The following is a 17,928-nucleotide window of genomic DNA, read 5'->3' on the forward strand; positions in this document are numbered from 1 at the left end:
TATTGTTTCTTCACACAAACTAACATTCCCATAAATCAGGAGTGTGATCTGCAGATAAAATCCCGCCCGGCAACAAATTCGAAGAACAAATCAGAATTTCCGGGGTGGGGTTGTGCAACATCAGAATAAGAAGTTTTTCTATGGCAAGTGTTTCGCGAGCTTTTTACTAATAGGCACAGTACACCTTAGTACTGTCGCCCAGACTGTTCAAACATCCGAGAGCGAAGAGCAACGCCGGCGTGCCCGCGCAGAGGCCGCCGAGCGCGAGCGTTTAGCGCGCGCGCCTAAAGTCGAGCTGCAAAAAAGCGAAGCTGCGCCGGATTCGCTGGTGCTTCCAATCGAATCGCCCTGTTTCGCCATCGATCATTTCACTTTGCATGTTCCTGAACAGCTGCCCGCTTCGATGCGCGCATTGGGAGCCAGTGCGCTATCGCAGGATCCTTTCCGATTCGCGCAGGAATACCTTGAGGATTACAAGGGAGCCTGTATCGGAAAAGAAGGTCTCAATCTGATCGTCAAACGTCTGACGGCGCTGATTCTCTCCAAGGGCTACAGCACAACTCGCTTGGGGATCCCAGCGCAGGACTTGTCCAGTGGCACGCTGACGCTGACATTGGTGCCGGGTGTCATCCACGCCATCCGTTTTGCCGATCCATCTCTGCCCGGTACGTGGAAAAATGCCTTCCCAACCGGGCCCGGCCAACTGCTCAACCTGCATGACATCGAGCAAGGACTTGAGCAGATGAAGCGTGTGCCGAGCCAGGAAGTTGACATGGAGATCGTGCCCGGCGCCTTGCCCGGGGAGAGCGACGTTGTGATCACCGTCAAGCGCGTCAAGCCGTGGAAGGTAACCGTTTCTCTGGATGACAGCGGCGCCAAAGGCACCGGCAAATTGCAGACAAGCGTGAACGCAGCACTGGATAACACGCTCGGCGTCAATGACCTCTTCAATTTCGGTATCAATACCGATGCTGATCGCAAGGGCGGGCAGCGTGGCACCACAGGCGGTAATCTCTATTACGCCATTCCATATGGGTATTGGACCTTCTCGGTCTATGCCAGTAGCTACGACTACCACCAACAAATCGCAGGTTTGTATCAAACCTTCGTCTCAAGCGGTAAATCGCGCAGCCTCGAGTTCACGACGCAGCAGCTGTTCTATCGTGACCAGTATCAAAAACACAGCTGGCAATTCAAGGTAGGAAAGCGCTGGAGCCATTCGTACGTCGACGACACAGAGCTTGAAGTGCAACGACGCAATACGACCTTTGCAGAACTGGCATGGGTGCACACGCGCTATATCGGTGATGCTCAACTCAATCTGACGCTGGCCAATCGCTGGGGCGTGTCGTGGTTCAACGGCCAGCCGGACTTGGAGCCGCGTCAGCCTGATGCGCCCACCTATCGCTACACCTTGCAGACGCTCGATGCAAGTCTCTATGCGCCATTCAAGTTGTTTGGCCAATCATTCAACTATATCGGTGCCTTGCGGGCTCAGGCCACACGCTCTGCGTTGTTCCAGTCAGAACAATTCTCTATCGGTAATCGCTATACCGTGCGCGGTTTCGATGGAGAGCAAACGCTGGCCGCAGAGCGTGGTTTCTATGTGAGAAATGAGCTTGAAATGCCGCTGGCCCAAAGTCGCCAGGCTTTGTATGTCGGGCTTGATGCCGGACGTGTATTTGGACCCAGTGCCCAATACCTACTGGGTAACAAGATGGTCGGTGCAGCGGCAGGTGTACGCGGTGGAGCCGCCGGCCTGCGTTACGACGCATTTCTCAGTTGGGCATTAGTGAAACCGGATGGACTCAAGACCGCTACACCCGCAGCCGGCTTCAGCGTGAGCTATCAGTATTGATTAATCAAACAAGTCTAAGAATAGAATGAACAAGCAAGCATACCGCGTCATCTTCAACGTGCGTCGCGGCGCACTCATGGCAGTCGCAGAGAACGTTTCCAGTCAAGGAAAAAGCCCATCGGAATGTGCTGCTGCAGGCGCCTCGTCGACTTCGGCAGGAGCCGGCCTGATGCGGCTAGCGCAACTAGGCGTGATGATTGCCATCTTGTTCGGCGGGGTAACAGTGGTGCATGGGCAGATCGTTGCCGATCGGAATGCCGCCAGTCGTCCGGTCGTTGATCAATCGGCCAACGGCAAGCCCGTGGTGCAAATTGTGACGCCCAACGCTGCAGGCGTTTCGCACAATCGCTACGACCAGTTCAACGTCGGTCAGGGTGGCGCTATCCTGAATAACTCAAGTACCTTGACGCAGACGCAGCAGGCCGGCTACATCGCAGGCAACGCGGCACTGACCAATGGTAGCGCTCGTCTGATTCTTAACGAAGTGACGGGCTCCTCCCGAAGCCAGCTTAATGGATATATTGAGGTTGCAGGCCAAAGAGCGGAAGTCATTGTTGCTAATCCTAACGGGATCTCCTGCAGCGGTTGCGGCTTTATCAATACCAGTCGCGGGGTGCTGACCACCGGCACACCGGAATTCGCCGCAGACGGTAGTCTGTCAAATCTGCGCGTGACACGCGGCGATATCACGATCGATGGCAGCGGCATGAATGGTGCGGGAATCGACCGTGTTGATCTGATTGCACGCAGCGTGCAAGTCAACGGCCAGTTGTGGGGCGATCAACTCAACGTCGTGACAGGCGCCAATCTGGTGAACTACGCCAACCTCGGCGTGCAAGTGATTCAAGGACAAGGCAGTGCGCCCACGGTGAGCATCGACCTGGCGCAGCTGGGCGGGATGTACGCCAACAAGATCCGGCTGATCGGCACGGAAGCCGGCGTCGGTGTGCGCAGTCTCGGCACGATTGCCGCGCAAGCCGGCGATATCAGCATCGACAACAGTGGCAAAGTCACGCTCAATGGAAGCACCACCGCAAGCGGCAACATTGCCATCAACAGCCAGGGCGACGTGAGCAATGGTGGCAATCTGTATGCGCAGCAGGCGGTGAAAGTCAATGCGGCGGGCAATGTCAGCAACACCGGCGTACTGGCTGCGCAGACGGATGTCACGGTGCAGGCGCGCAACATCACTTCATCCAACTCGATAGCGGCCGGTGTTGACGCGTCCGGCAACGCTGCTGCCAACGGCAACCTGAGCTTGACGGCGACGGCAGGCATAGATAACACCGGCGGCAATCTCTACGGCAGGGACACGCTGACGGCACGCGCAGGCGCTGACGTGACGAACAACAACGGCGTGATATACAGCGGCAACAATGTTGATATTTCTGCCGTGGGTGCGCTGAAAAACGTCGCCGGGCGCATCGAAGCAAACAACAGCACGGCTGCCCTGACGCTGGCTGCTGCAAGCCTCGACAACAGCGGCGGCCGCATCGCCAATAGTGGAACCGGCCTGACACAGATTGACGGCGGTGCGCAGATTGTCAACGCCAATGCGGCCCAGGTGGCGAACGGCGGCGTGATTGGCGGCAATGGTAATGTGCAGTTGCGTAGCCTAGCGCTAAACAACAATCCGGGCGGGCAGATTCTGGTAGGTAGCGATCTCTCTCTGCAAGTGTCATCCCTGCACAATAGCGGTGACATCAGCGCCACCCGAGACCTTAGCATTGCAGTGACGAATGGCTTTGCCAACAGTGGAACCGGATCGCTCAATGCGGTGCGCAACCTGACTCTCACCGCCGACAGTGTCGACAATAAAGGCCTGATCAACAGCGGCGCGACGACAGTGGTGCGCTCGAATACGACGCTGAACAATACGGGACGCATTTACGGTGAAGACGTAGCGCTGGGCGCGCAGACCTTCACCAACAACGTGGACAATATTGCCGGTGTAGTGGCGGCTCGCAACAGCATGCAGATCGGCGCCGCTCAGGTAACAAATAGTGAACATGCGTTGCTGCAAAGTCTGGGTGACATGATCATCGCCGGTGCGTTGGATAGCAACAATCAGGCGGTAGGCAATGCGACGAGCATCATCAATGAGTCGGCTACGATCGATGCCGGCGGTTCATTGAGTCTGCAAACAGCGTCGCTGATCAATAGAAACAATCATTTCAGCACGACGGTGCAGGATGATCCTGCGTTGACTAAGCACGTGACGGAGTACGCCTATTGGGATCAACCGGATGTCTGGTACACGGCGGACCGCGTGACATGGAGCGATAGTGGCGACGGTGGGATTGTACTGGTGTTACCGAATGGTGACCGGTTTGAAAAATTCTACAAACGTGACTATACGGAAGTGGTTCAAAAGACGGTCGTGCTCAGTAGCGATCCTGGTCGAATCAGTTCCGGCGGCAACATGCTGTTGTCGGGTGCCGTAACCAACGATAAAAGCTTGATGGTCGCAGGAGGCACCTTGAGCGGCTCGGTAGGCGCAATCAATAATATCGGCGCCAGCGGTCCGCAGACCACAATCTGGCACATGACCGGTGGAGAGAATTACTACCACTGGGTCGACGGCCATCCTCATCAGAACCACTACACCTACAACCAGGGCGGCGCTGCGTACGACAATGTGCAGGCATCGACTACGATGGATTTGTCGGTGGCGAGTGTCCAGCAGAATACTGTGCCGACCAGCATCGCCAATGGCGCCGTCATCACCGGCACGCCAAATGCCGGCAATAGTCTGACTGCCGTGCTGCCACATTTGACTATTCCTAACAACGGCTTGTTCACCATACAGTCGCAGCCGGGGAAAAATTATCTGGTCGAGACCGATCCCAAGTTCACCGACTACAAATCATTTGTGTCTAGCGACTACATGCTGGGACGCCTGGCGTTGGACCCGCAAACGATACAGAAACGTCTGGGCGACGGTTTTTATGAACAAAAAATAATCGGCGATCAGATTACGGAGTTGACCGGCAAGCGCACTCTGGGAGCTTATTCCACCGCCGAGGACCAATATAAGGCACTGATGGACGCTGGCGTTGCCAGCGCAGCTCGCTTCCAACTGACTCCGGGCATCGGCTTGACCGATGCGCAGATGGCGGCGTTGACTTCGGACATAGTCTGGCTGGTGGATAAACAAGTGACACTGCCGGACGGTACACAGAGTCAGGCGCTTGTGCCGGTGGTGTATCTGAGCCGGGTGAGCACAGAAGACATTTCTCCCTCCGGTAGTCTGGTCTCCGCCAAGGACATTAATCTGACCGTCAATGGCAGCCTGAATAACGGTGGAATGCTATTGGCATCGAACGGCTTAATTGTGCAAGCGACAGACATCAAAAATACCGGCAGCATTCAAAGCTCGGGCGCAGCAGGTACCGTATCTTTGACTGCCAGCAATGATGTAATTAGTAGCGGCAGTATCAACGGCAACCGCGTTGGTATTCTGGCTGGGCGCGATGTAACACTGGAAACGACCACGGCGTCGAATATGGCAACCGATGGGCTCAATACCAAGGTGGATCGGATCAGCAGTATTGACGCCGGACAATTGGCAATACAGGCGGGGCGTGATGTCAATCTCGTCGCAGCCGCTGTCACTGCTCAAACGGATGCAAGTCTTGTGGCCGGACGCAATTTAAATATCAGTGAAGTTAAGACGCAAGAAACTTACAACGTCACCTACGATACCCGCAACCATCTAAACGAAAGTTCTACCCAAGTGGTGGGAGCAAATATTGATACAGGTGATGCGCTGACGCTATCAGCGGGACAAGATATCAATGCCAAGGCCGTGTATGCAAATGCTGGAGGGCTGCTAGCAGCATTGGCAGGACACGATATCAATTTTGGCGTGGCGCGACAGGGAACAAGTTTGGACCAGGCAATTTATACGACTTCAAAAGGGTTGTTTAATTCGTCAACCAGCTCTTCCACCGCCAGGGCCGAAACTACCACCTCCATCGGTTCAACATTGTCAGGTGATAGCGTCTTGGTACAAGCGGGTAGCAATTTGAATATTGTTGGCAGCAACATAGTTGGCACTAAGAACGTCGCACTATCTGCCACCGATGTCACCATCACCACCGCTCAGAACACTGGTACTCGCGACACGACCAGTCGTGAAACAACCTCTGGCCTGATGAGCAGCGGCTTTGGTGTGACATTGGGTAGCCGCGGGCAAGATCGCGATACCAACACATCCTCTACAACCAACGTCGGAAGCACCATCGGCAGCGTGGGTGGTAATGTCACAATCGTGGCAACCAATCGTTATACGCAGATCGGTAGCGATGTGATGGCACCGGGAGGCGACATCACAATCAAAGCCAAGACAGTCGATATCAATGCTGCCTACGATACGTCGTCATCTAGCGACAAACAATCAATGCATCAAAGTGGCTTGACGCTCGCGCTGACGGCACCTGCAATCTCGGCCTTGCAATCGGTACAGCAGATGTCTGTAGCATCAAAGCAGACCAACGACCCACGCATGTTGGCCATGGCAGCGGCGACGGCGGCTAACGCGATCAAGGACGGATACAACAGTGTCAAGAATATGGCGCAGAATCCGGAAGACATGAGCGGAGTAAAAATTACGCTCAGTATCGGTTCCTCCAAGAGTGAAAATACAGTTGTCCAAACTGCGGAACAGGCCAAAGGCAGCAATGTCGGAGCTGGCGGAAACGTCAATATTGTGGCCACCGGTGGCGGCCAGCAGAGCAATATCACCGCTGTCGGCAGCAATATCAGCGGAGGCTCCAATGTTAGTCTAGTGGCTGACAATCAAGTCAATTTACTGGCGGCGCAAAACACCAGTAGTCAGACCAGCAGCAATCGTTCCGGAGGTGCCAGCCTAGGTATCGGCTTTGCTATGGGCGGAAGCCAGAACGGCTTTACGTTAGAAGCGGGGGTCAATATTGCGCGCGGCAACGCGGACGGGAAAGATCTTACAAACGTCAACACCGTTGTTCATGCCGGTAATACCGCCACGTTGGTCAGCGGTGGTGACACCAATATCAAAGGTGCAAATGTCTCCGGTAACAATGTCGTCGCTAACGTGGGCGGAGACTTGAATCTGGAGAGCTTGCAAGACACCAGTAAATTCGACAGCAAGCAAAGTAGCGCAGGCCTTAGCGTAAGTCTTTGCATTCCACCGTTTTGTTATGGCGCAAGCACTGCTAGTGGAAGTCTCGCTGGATCAAAGGTCAATGGAGACTTCGCTAGCGTGACGCAACAGTCTGGGATTAGCGCTGGAGATGGAGGCTTTCAGGTCGTAGTGAGTGGAAATACAGATCTAAAAGGAGCAGTTATTGAAAGCACCCAAAAAGCCATCGACGATAACAAAAATAGTCTTACGACCGGAACGTTGACGCAGAGCGCTATCCAAAATCGTGACAATTACGATGCGGACGGCTTTAGTGTCAGTGGCAGTGCATCTGGAAAAATGGGTGATCAAAGTCCGACCAATGAAATGTCGGACAAAGATAAGGCAGCGGCCAAGAGCCCAACTAACCCGAGTGGCAGTGCTGGTTTCAGCAGTGAAAGCGGAAGCCAAGGCAGCACAACATCGTCGGGTATTAGTGGTGGTGGAGTCACGATTACGAACGATACTGCGCAACAAGCTAAAACTGGACAAACTGCCGCGGAAACAGTCGCAAACTTGAATCGTGACGTGAATACCGACAAAGACACTAGCGGTGCACTTACCAAGTCATGGGACGGGCATCAGCTTCAGCAACAAGTTCAGGCCCAGGCGCAGATAACGCAAGCATTTGGACAACAAGCATCTCAGGCGATTGGGGATTATGCTGCTTCTCAAATAAAAAAGGCAGACGATTTGAGAGCGCAGGCCGCGGCGACGGGGGACGCTGAGTTATCCCAGCAGTTAAATGCTCAGGCCAGCATGCTTGAAAGTAATTGGGGGCCGAACGGATCGATGCGGTTATTGGCGCATACGATCGTGGGCGGCCTTACAGGCGGGGCGGCTGGCGCTGCCGGCGCCGCGATAGGAACATTGACTGCACCTAACGTAGCTTTAGCATTGCAACAAGCAGGAATTGATCCCGCGCTCAGCAATGTACTAACAGGTATTGCGAGTACCGTAGCTGGCGCTATCGTGGGAGGGGCAGCAGGAGCCGCCACAGCATTGAACGAAGTGGTTAATAACTGGCTTAAACATATCCCTCCCAATCTAGCGTCATTGTCTGAGCAGCAGCAATACGATGCCGCAGTAGCTGCATGCAAAAATGGGGATGCATCTGCTTGCGATCTCAAAACTAAACTTACTCAGATTTCGTATAGTAGGGATGCCGCACTAGCAAAAGCATGTTCAGATCCGGCGTCCGACTTATGTACTCAAATGGCGCGAGAAGCATCCGCTCAAGGGAATATCGTTACGACAATTCCAGGCAGCAACTTTACCTATGCGAATAGTCCACTTCCGAGTGATCTGAATACTGCAACAATTGGAATCCCTGTTCGACCCGATTCCTTTCAAGATCAGGCTGCAAACAGTACTTCTCAAGCGCTTTTGTTGGAGGCGCAAGGCCAAGCAGCGCAAGTGCTTTTTGGTATGGCATTAAGAGGCCTGCTAGCTGGGAAGGTCGGTGTTACTGAGTTCTTTGCATCTCAAGGAATTAATATTCCATTAGATGCAGCTGCTCGAATTGCGAACAATTTTGGAAGAGATGGTGATAGCTTTACTGCTGCTGTGGCTCAAATGGCGGCTGCTAAAGAAGCGGGATGGGTTAACTCTAGTGGACGTACTTGGTGGCCACCGGGGAGCGGAGACGTTCCCGGTACTGCCTTTCAGACGACCTTAACAGTTGGCACAAAACTGGATCGATATGGTGGAACTACTTCAAGTTCAAGTTTCTTGGCACCTGTTGGTACCTCTCTTGAACAACGTGCGCTTTCACCGGGAACTAACTTAGCGGTTCGAGATGAGTTTATAGTTATAAAACCATTGCCAGTCGAGCAAAGCAATGTAATGCCATGGTTTGGACAGCCAGGTATGGGAGTCCAATTTGATACTAGCAAGGGAGTGCAAATGACGATCGAGGAACTGGTAAAGCAAGGTTATTTAAAAAAGGTTGGAGCATGATTCAAAAATCTATATTGGTACCTGATTTCGTCGCTGATGAGTTTCAACAGCCGCTGCGTCATCCCAATCCTGCGCCAGATGCTGTTGATAGAAGTGTTGAACGAGTTTATCGGTTGATCAATGCAGCGCTGGAGGGACTAGAGCATCGTGATTGGGACGTAGGTCAGCGTAGTTTCTATTCGCGGAACGATATCGAACCGTATTGCTTTAGTAGGATCGGCGACAAATTTTATATATGGGTCGAGGAGCGAGGCCACAAATCACCTATATCTGTTTTCAAAAGTAGATACATGGCTGCAGACTATTTTGTTTGGCTCGTCTCTCAAGGGCAGCGCAAAATTAATTGGGATCTCTTTATGGACAGCGAGCCCTGAATCGGCGCTGTGGGAAAGTATTGATTTGGGCTGAAATCTGACTCACTTTGGTCGTATCGTTGCATGGAAAATTGTCACACATTTACGACACAATCCTACCTAAGCTTTTAGGTAGGAGTTTGGAGTGATCAATGTGGTTTGGAATTATTCGACGCTGACACATTCGCGACCAAATTTCACTGAGCGAGATATCTAGACCCTTAGGCATTTCAAGAAATACCGTTAGACGGTAAATGCGCCCTGAAACTATCGAACTCGTCTAGTCCTCTGAAGATTCCTGATCACTTCATTCAATATCAAAGAACACATTGTGGAAAATAGAGAAATCCTTCAAGACATTAAGCCGGTAGCCATGACTTTCTTGAACATGCTGGCCAAATACTATTTTGGGCCACTCCATGCATTCCTCGAAAAGAATCCGCATCTAATTAAGACAATGCCTGGCTTTCTAGTGCAACCAGAGATGCTCATTGTTTATGTCGGAAGAACTCATATCGCCGTTGAATATTTGGGACCAGAGTTAGTTAGCTCTGTCATGGAAGATGGCTTCGCTCTTCAGATGAAGTACTACGATTATTCAAAAGAAGATTGCAATCTATTCGAAAAGATCGTCGGTCTTGAATACGACTCTACTCTGGACATAACTCTGCCTCTTCCCGTTTTCAGTGAAGACCTTGTCATGCCAACTAATAGGGGGCTGGACGAGTTGACGAAATTGGGGTGGAATTTTGCTGCGCAAAATTTCATTATGGGTATAAATACGCCTGCAATGAGTGTACCGAAAGGGAGATTCTGTCGAGTAGTTAACGGAATGTTCTTTGACGCGGATGAAAGCTCGGGACTCAAGTCAAGGCGGATAAAGTGGCTGGATCTCTTTCCCATCCGTTTTGATGGGAGTGACAGTGAGGCAGATAGCTTCTCGTTTAGCCTCGAATACATGCAAAAAGCTGTAGAAGACGACGCAAATTATTCCTATCCAATCCCTACCGATTACAAGTATGGAAAGCTGCCGCTTATCAATCGATTTATCGAACTTTGGGGGAGCAAAGATACAACCGAACCGATGATTACAGCTCACCTAGGGCTCCCCGAAAATCAATTCATTCTAACGATGAAGTTTGGCGCGCTTAGAGCTCACGCGCAGTTGAACTGTGAATGGCAAAGCGAACAGAAAAATAGTATTCAACCCGACTACTTCGTTGTACAGCCAAATGGGTACGCTGATATCGTCGAATTCAAATTGCCTCATCTCGGCAAGAATGTCGTCGTAGGGATCGAAAATAGAGAAACATTCTCAGCGTGGCTTCAATCTTATATTTCCCAAACACGTGTTTATCAAACTTACTTCGACGATCCGAATAATAGAAGATGGTTTGAGGAGAAATATGGCTTCAAGGTGCATAAACCTAAGCGATGGTTGATAGTTGGCCGACGTCAAGATTTTGAATCCAGTGTCTGGCGTGACATCATTTCCGACTACCACGATTTCGAGATTATGACATTTGATGATCTCATCGATGGCGTTGTAGTTCAATTCTATAAATGACGAATCGATTTCGGATAGCTGCTTGCGATAGAGGGCCTAAGTCGCGATGATATTGATGGGCTCGTTTTACTAACAATACCGCGATCAGGCCGCAGTCTCCTGTTTATGGTCATAAGCAGAATTGTGTTCTATGCGTGGGTCAATTCTCGGTGCAAATTATGCGGCTAATGGATCATTTTTCGCCGAAAATTAATGGGCAATTTCTATTTCTTGTCACGCTTTTCCCCTAAGACATACTCATTCTGAAGCAGAAAATCTAAGGCATCTTTCTCGGCAAGAAACGTATCTTTCAGCTCGAGAGTTATGGCTGGTGGAGAATCCGCCTTGTCCATAAATTTTTCGGGGACAAAACCACATCCAGAAAGATATGGGAGCAGTCTTCTCATTCTTCCAGCCAGAGACGCACCTTTCAGGCGGTCAACAAAGTCGACTTTTTGGTTCAAAACTTTGATTCTCGACCAAGCGATTTCCCGAAAATAATCAGAAGTATTGGTGTGGTAAATCAATGAAGCATCAAGCGAGGCCACCGTCCGTAGTAAAACCGACACTAGTGTTGACGCGTCCTTTAAGGTCGGCGGTAGACGTTTCTCAAATTGAGCGAGAGTTTTTGATATATCGATATCGGCATGATTTGTCTTAAAGTACTGTGCGTCGTCGGTGAGAAGTTTGCGCTTGGCGCTATCAAGTCCGTCTTTACTTTCTTCATGCACAACGACGTTACGCCACACAATCAATAAGGTGATGGCAGCGGCGTAACTGTCTTTAAGCTCTGCAGGCGCAGATGCATCGCGCGGCAGATCATCGATATATTCTTTTAATGCATCAAACCTGGCACGAAGTGAAGGTTTTTTAGATTGCCCGTAATGTGTATTGGAAAATTCTTTAAGCGCATCTCGACCATCCTTGCCACGGAGCGGTGACAGTTTGACTATCAATTGTTCAAGATGCTCCTTACTCGGCTGTGTCGACGAGGGGCCGTCATATTGACTTTCACCGCGAAGCAACGATCTGAGTGCAGGATTGGAAATGGGACTGGGGGCGTTACCTAGACCTCGAAGATATTGATCAAGAGAGTCGCAAGCAGCAACTACAAGAGAAACAATAGCGAAACCTCTTGCCTCATCGGTCGTTCGAACTGGATCACCGACCTCCCACCTCACCGATAAATCTTCAGATTTCACAACCGAGCCGTTCCGAACCCCGTCCAATCCAACGATGATGGTATTGAGATGCTTCACGGGATGCGATAGACGCTTACGCAACCTCCCGAGTGCAGCAGTTCTAGATATTTTGATTTTATCCATATGGTGCAGGCCGGACTCGAACCGACTACCCGCGTGTTTGGCATGACAAGGTCATTGATAAGAAGCGGTGAGAGAAAGCCCACTCTCACTTGCACCTCCAAGATTATATCGCAACGTATTTGGTTAGATGCCTATTTATACCGCCAATGAGTTGAGCATTAATACACCTAGTTGTCCCACAATCACATTTGAGTTTGAAGTGGATCGACATTTTCATCGTCGATCGGGAAGCTTGGTTCGTAGAGGCGTTGCGGCTTCCAATAAGAGACACCTTTAAGAATCGTATCCGCTTTGATCCAACAGTTTGCTATCAAAACCTGTAACCCCTGCTCCTGTAGTGCAGTGGCAATACGAGTTGCCTCAAAGAGAAGGCCAAAAATAACCGTTGTAGTGTATGTCCCGCTCATGAAATCCGCATCAGAACGATACCTACGTGCGCCTTGCTTCTCTTTCCACACACTCTGAATGCCGTCGGGCCACCGGCGCCTCATAGCCGATAACAGTATAGAGGCGAGTTCTATATTTATTTCAACTAGGTCTGACAGCCTATCTTCTTCTTTGGCCGTACTTTTCTCAATGAGATAGTAGTTGTATGCCAGAGGTCCTCCATACGAATATTGTTCATGAATCTTATTTCTTAATTCCGCTAACTGCCGACCGTTATCGTCGTCTACTAGCAAAGCTTCCATTCGTATCACTTGAGTTTGCAATTTCCCCTGAACAGCAATGGGCAGATTCATGTCTTTAAGTTCAGATTTATGCCATAAGAAATCCATGATTTTCGTAGAGAAAGCTCGGAGAAATCGCGAACGAAACAGAGAAAATCGCTGAAGGTCTTCAATAATATCTAATGCCGAGGCAAGCGCTTCCACCAAAGCCGCAGAAGTGTTGTCTACTCCATTTTGGATTGTTGTCTTTGTTCTCAATAGAGTTATCACTGTTGATAGACGTTTACCGCCATGTCGCAGTAACTTCATTCGGGATAGAGACTCAGATTGAATATTCAACTCTTCTAAATAGGCGTACTGATGAAGTGCCTCTTTTTTCATACCTCGGGCAAAATAAATACCGGGCTCGATATTCAGTGCTACATCTTTTCGCCGCAATTTACTTCTAAACAGCCTCAACTGTTCCTCTGCAAGTTGCCCCATCCCGATAGCCGCTGCTAGTCGAGCCCCATTTAGATATTTCTCCGCCTGGGTGGGAATGTAGAGATCGTTTAACTGCGAATCTAAATTTGTCCTTTTAGATGAAGATGGCGTGACTTCAATTTTCGCAAATCCGAGCATTTTTTTCAGAATCGAACTTGTTTTTCCTTCGAGAGTAATGGATCCGTAAAATGCTCGATTCCAGGATATATTTGGCTCCTTTTTGTCATCAGAGATTTGAGTAATTTTATCGTCGTTACTATGTGATATCCAGATAAGCTTTGGGCGTTCTTTCTGATTGGAGCGCGCGCGAATCCAGTGATTTACGTCAAAGTGATCGGTGCCGCTATATCCTGCGACTGCGACCATATGAACCTCTTTCATTACATCATTCAACAAATTCTTCATGGGAGCCGGCAATCCATGCTGTAGCTGCGAGAGGGTGGTCGCTAGATTTTCAGGTCCTCGTTCGATGGTGCCATGAAGCTTTATTAATCCCCAGTCCGTTCCATGTGCGGAATGCAGTACCTCGATTTCATTTTTCTTCGCGTCGAATATGTGGACGGGTATTTGAAAAGCGGCAGCTTTCTCTATGCAATTGTCGAAGTTCGTCGTTATGCACCAAGTCTTGTTAGAGCGTACGTATTGCGCGATCGACTCATGATGGCTATTTGGCACTCTATCGGCGAAGAGATTCAAGAGATTTTTGGGGTCTCCAGCACGGCCGAAATCCTCATCTGGCAGGGGATTGCATGTTTTGTCGAGGACGTGCTCTAGCCTTGGAATAGTTTTTCCTATTACAGACTGACATTCAATGAATACAGCCTGAATTTCAGAAGCCGCCGTTTCGTCCAAAAGATGATTGAGAATTGCGGAAGTAAGAGAGACTCCGTCTGGCAATGAAGTTGGCGCATCCATGGATATACCTGCTCCGACGACCAATGCACACTTTCCAGGAAAAAGCGAAGGCTGTTCTTGAGTCCACCATTTCGAGTTCCACCAACTATCAATGGAATCTTCATTTTTTTTGTTCTGTCCGAATCTCATTTAAAAAAATCTTTCTGGGTTAGCTTGGCCGAAAGGTTATCTAAAAGCTCATCAGGATGCATAGGGTAATGAATGTCTTCAAGGGCTTTCAGAAGATCTTCCTTCGTAAGTAAGATGATTTTGCTTGACTGAAGATCTTCGGGTCGGTGCATGATTTGATCGGAGGGTAGTCCGCAGACTATGACACTATAAATTTCTTCCTGCACTCCACTCAAGTCCAGAGACTTCACCAGACTACGATGACGATCTACGAGTTTTCCAACCTTCCGTGCCCAATCAGCCATCTTCAATGTGCATTCCACCAGTATTAATCGTCCACTGGGAGTGGACGCTATGAGATCTGGAGAATCATCCTCGACTTGCATTCCACAAGAAAAACCCATCATGAAGAGTAGGGCTGAAATGGCCTTCTCGAATTTTCTGGATTCTCTTTGCTCGAACAACGCTTGCCTGATCATGCTGAGATTAGAATCAAATTCCTGGGTAGCTAAAAGACGGGTATTTCTAGCTTTTTGAGGATCGCTGACCCAGTATCTTCGTACAGTATGATCGCCCATCGTAAGCATTATCAAAACTCTGTCCGCATTCTCGACGGATATCTCGGCGTGTCCTGTTTGGAGTGCGTCGGTCGACGGCATCCATGTAAAGAGATTGGATACCTGTTTGCGCGCTGCTATACCATTTCCTGGAAAAACACGGAGTCCACAGCTAAGGTGTCCAAGTTCTGTATTTAAATGAGCAGTTAAGTCCACACTCAGCGTATTCATTGATAGGCGGGAGTCGAGAAGGTCCATCGGTGGCAATACTCGAATTTCAATAAACGGAGAGCGAATACCTTCCTCTGGGGATTTGAGATTTAGCCAACTCAACAAATCGTCTAGGCCGTCAAATGGGATGGCAGACTTCCTCAGTCCGTTGTTAACTTTGTCGAAATCTATGTCGATAGTATGAGAGAGACTATTGGTGCCTATCCGCAAATGCAAATCGTGAGTCAGACGATTTCGATGAATCATTTCGGAATAGAAATCCGGAGCGAAATTCTCTTCGAGGTTGTAGATTGTTCCATTCAGGTCGATCTTTCCCTCAATCGCCAACTGAACAATATTGAGCAGCTCATCCTTTGTCTGCGCCGGGCCTTGAAATTGGCCGGCACGGAAATTCTCCACCCGTAAATCAAATTCCGCGTACTCGGCAACCTGGCGAGGGCCGAAAGTGAAGGACGCATTTAATAGCCGATGTGCATCAGCTATATCCACTGCGGTGTATCTAACGATGAGTGAATAGCCATCACATAACCATTGTTCACTGGCCTGCAAAAAGTTTGATTTATATTTTTCATTCATTTTTAACTTCCATGCGGTCATTCTTCCGGTGACTCTACTTCTTGTCTTCTACCAGCAAGCTATCATCAGCGATCTAAATTAGGTTGTGCCGCAATTTTTGGTATCGATCGATTCTTTTGCTTCCAGAACAGCATACTGAAGGGCATCCTGTCGATATTTGATTGGTGCACGCCGTTCGGACGTTAGGCGAGTTCCATTAACATCGGTCTGCCACAGCCATCCTCCAGTCAGTGGCTGAACCATTTGAATCTTGACTTGTTGACCTTTGTATTCAAATTCTTCTTCTGACATGGTCACCCTCCCTGGGGTTAGGTTTTTTTCAATTGTATGAAGTCTCTGATTACTTCGACGGTTTTTTCCATGAAGACGGTGGCGTCTGCTGACGGAACAAGATTGGCTTCAATCGTGTCAAGCTGTAGTTGCAAAACTGAATGAAACTGTCGCGATTGCTCCGTCGTCTGTACTGCACATAGCGAGTAAAGCACTGCTTTTAGACCGGTAATTTCTCCTCGTACCTTATCCCATTCCAGGTTAGTCATTCCTCGACCCCTTATCTAAATTTAGGCGTTTTCAAATCAGTGCAAAATGAATAATTGCACTAAGTGCTAGACGACGCAATTTTCTTTTATTCATTAGCATCAGATGGTCGACTAAGATCTCGAGGCAAACAAAGACTAGTCCTTGCTATAGCCGTCGTCCTTTGGCTTCAAGCTGTCTCGCAGCTCTCCTAAGTAATGCCCGTCCATTTCCCGATTCTAATTTCCGTGAGGAAAATTATTTATTCTTCTGCGGCAGACTTCTTTTTCGGTTAAATTAAATACGACAGAGCTCGGTGGGGCCGTGAGAGATACTTGGGGGAAAGAGGATGCCTAAGACTGAACAACACTTCTTGGTCGTCGATGATTTTTCGACGATGCGCCGAATTGTAATGGGCCTACTCAAGGAGCTTGAGTACACCAAGATGATCGACGCGGATGACGGATCAAGTGCTTGGAAGCTCCTGGAGTCAGGTACGGTGCCGGTTTCCTTTGTCATCACAGACTGGAATATGCCCGTCATGGATGGGCTTACGCTACTCAAGAAAATTCGCAGCACCCCAAAGTTTGCGAATTTACCCGTTCTGCTGATTACTGCCGAAGCCAAAAAAGAGAACATCGTCATGGCAGCGGAATCAGGTGCGGATGGCTATATCGTGAAGCCCTTCAATGCCTCTACATTGAACGACAAGATTGAGAAGATTGCCGCACGTCGTGCTCAGCTGGCATCGTGACTTCCCCACGCCGGCAAAGCCACCACGCTCACCACCTTGCCGGGAGGCCTCGCTTAGCAGCCTATTGCTCACACATTTACGCATGTAGCAGAACATCTATTTGCTCAGCTGGGAAATGTTCTCCAGCAGTTGGTGAAAGAAAGATCTGACACATAAGGAGAGAGCCACATGGAACAAGAGGAATTTAACTACAAGGACAGGAAAGTCCTAATTCAGCTTGTACAACCTCAAACAGGAAAATGGCTCTACCGAATTTCAATAGATAACTGCTGGCGCCCAACTGCCAAACGAAGCCCCATGAGCTATAAAGAAGATGCTCTTCGTTTTGGTATCGAAGCAGCAAAGAAATGGATCGACAAAATGCCTGCAGAGGCTGAGTGAACTCCATACACTGCGTAGGCTGAGAGTATTGGCAAGAGCATCTTGACTATCTCGAGTTCCATCGTTTGAAAATGGCGGAGAGTTTACGCTAGCTCTGTGATGGCGCTTAGCTATTCGATTTTTATGAATCGACTGTATCTTCTTTCAAAATTAGAAAGCCCCCAGATCTCCGATTGGGAAGAGACCTAGGGGCTTGGCCATGAGGGGATGGCCGGCTGTTGGGGAACAGCTAAGACAACGATAGTCGAGTGCCAACCTAAACGAACCCGCGATCAGACGCGAAATTCCAATCTATATCACGGGTTTTCAGGCGGCAACAATTCATTTGACGGCTGCAGCGCGAGGATTTTTAGAGCGGTCGTGGGCTTGCCAAACATATTAATCGCTCCTCATGCGCCACGATTTCTCTCGTTCTCTATAATGAAAACAAAACTGAGATCATCGTGTGGGAGAGAGTGGATGTCTGATATATCGATCGTGCGGCGATCTGTCGCGCTGATCCAAACATACGCGATCGTTGCCGAAGAAGGCGATCAG

The 17,928-nt window shown here is 49.6% G+C and carries 11 protein-coding genes; 6 read left to right on the forward strand and 5 right to left on the reverse strand.

The window, feature by feature from the left end:
- Positions 1–112: 112 nt before the first annotated feature.
- From ACIROY_RS21345 to ACIROY_RS21360, 4 genes are all read left to right on the forward strand, one after another.
- Positions 113–1,858, forward strand: coding sequence for a ShlB/FhaC/HecB family hemolysin secretion/activation protein (locus tag ACIROY_RS21345; protein WP_402344077.1), 1,746 nt, complete (start codon positions 113–115; stop codon positions 1,856–1,858).
- A gap of 25 nt (positions 1,859–1,883) precedes the next feature.
- Positions 1,884–8,978 (forward strand): hemagglutinin repeat-containing protein, encoded by a 7,095-nt coding sequence (locus ACIROY_RS21350; protein ID WP_402344080.1) that lies wholly within the window; start codon positions 1,884–1,886, stop codon positions 8,976–8,978.
- Positions 8,975–9,352 carry a hypothetical protein gene (locus ACIROY_RS21355; RefSeq protein ID WP_402344083.1) on the forward strand — a complete coding sequence of 126 codons (378 nt, stop codon included), beginning with the start codon at positions 8,975–8,977 and terminating at the stop codon, positions 9,350–9,352. Before ACIROY_RS21350 ends, ACIROY_RS21355 begins: the two co-directional genes overlap by 4 nt.
- 352 nt (positions 9,353–9,704) lie before the next feature.
- Complete coding sequence (locus ACIROY_RS21360; RefSeq protein ID WP_402344086.1) at positions 9,705–10,898, forward strand: Shedu anti-phage system protein SduA domain-containing protein; 1,194 nt, start codon at positions 9,705–9,707, stop codon at positions 10,896–10,898.
- A gap of 203 nt (positions 10,899–11,101) precedes the next feature.
- Here the strand turns inward: ACIROY_RS21360 and ACIROY_RS21365 are convergent, their stop codons facing one another.
- The 5 genes from ACIROY_RS21365 to ACIROY_RS21385 form a co-directional block, all read right to left on the reverse strand.
- Entirely contained in the window at positions 11,102–12,202 is a 1,101-nt protein-coding gene (locus tag ACIROY_RS21365) for a hypothetical protein (RefSeq protein ID WP_402344089.1), read from the reverse strand.
- Positions 12,203–12,384: 182 nt separating this feature from the next.
- Positions 12,385–14,397, reverse strand: coding sequence for an SIR2 family protein (locus tag ACIROY_RS21370; protein WP_402344092.1), 2,013 nt, complete (start codon positions 14,395–14,397; stop codon positions 12,385–12,387).
- The gene (locus tag ACIROY_RS21375; RefSeq protein WP_402344095.1) at positions 14,394–15,740 is read right to left on the reverse strand and encodes a hypothetical protein; all 1,347 of its coding nucleotides are present in this window, start codon (positions 15,738–15,740) and stop codon (positions 14,394–14,396) included. The genes ACIROY_RS21370 and ACIROY_RS21375 overlap by 4 nt, the downstream gene beginning before the upstream one ends.
- 78 nt (positions 15,741–15,818) lie before the next feature.
- Complete coding sequence (locus ACIROY_RS21380; RefSeq protein ID WP_402344098.1) at positions 15,819–16,031, reverse strand: hypothetical protein; 213 nt, start codon at positions 16,029–16,031, stop codon at positions 15,819–15,821.
- Positions 16,032–16,048: 17 nt separating this feature from the next.
- A complete protein-coding gene (locus tag ACIROY_RS21385) occupies positions 16,049–16,279 on the reverse strand; it encodes a hypothetical protein (RefSeq protein ID WP_402344101.1) in 231 nt (76 codons plus the stop codon).
- 326 nt (positions 16,280–16,605) lie between these two features.
- On the opposite strand from ACIROY_RS21385, the gene ACIROY_RS21390 reads away from it, so the two are divergent.
- Both ACIROY_RS21390 and ACIROY_RS21395 read left to right on the forward strand, forming a co-directional pair.
- Positions 16,606–17,010, forward strand: a complete 405-nt coding sequence (locus tag ACIROY_RS21390) for a response regulator (RefSeq protein ID WP_402344104.1) — start codon at positions 16,606–16,608, stop codon at positions 17,008–17,010.
- A 168-nt stretch (positions 17,011–17,178) separates the two neighbouring features.
- The gene (locus tag ACIROY_RS21395; protein WP_402277786.1) at positions 17,179–17,391 is read left to right on the forward strand and encodes a hypothetical protein; all 213 of its coding nucleotides are present in this window, start codon (positions 17,179–17,181) and stop codon (positions 17,389–17,391) included.
- Positions 17,392–17,928 lie beyond the last annotated feature (537 nt).

Origin of the sequence: Herbaspirillum sp. NPDC101396, from assembly GCF_044767365.1 — a bacterium.
In the GTDB taxonomy this organism is placed as follows: domain Bacteria; phylum Pseudomonadota; class Gammaproteobacteria; order Burkholderiales; family Burkholderiaceae_D; genus Herbaspirillum.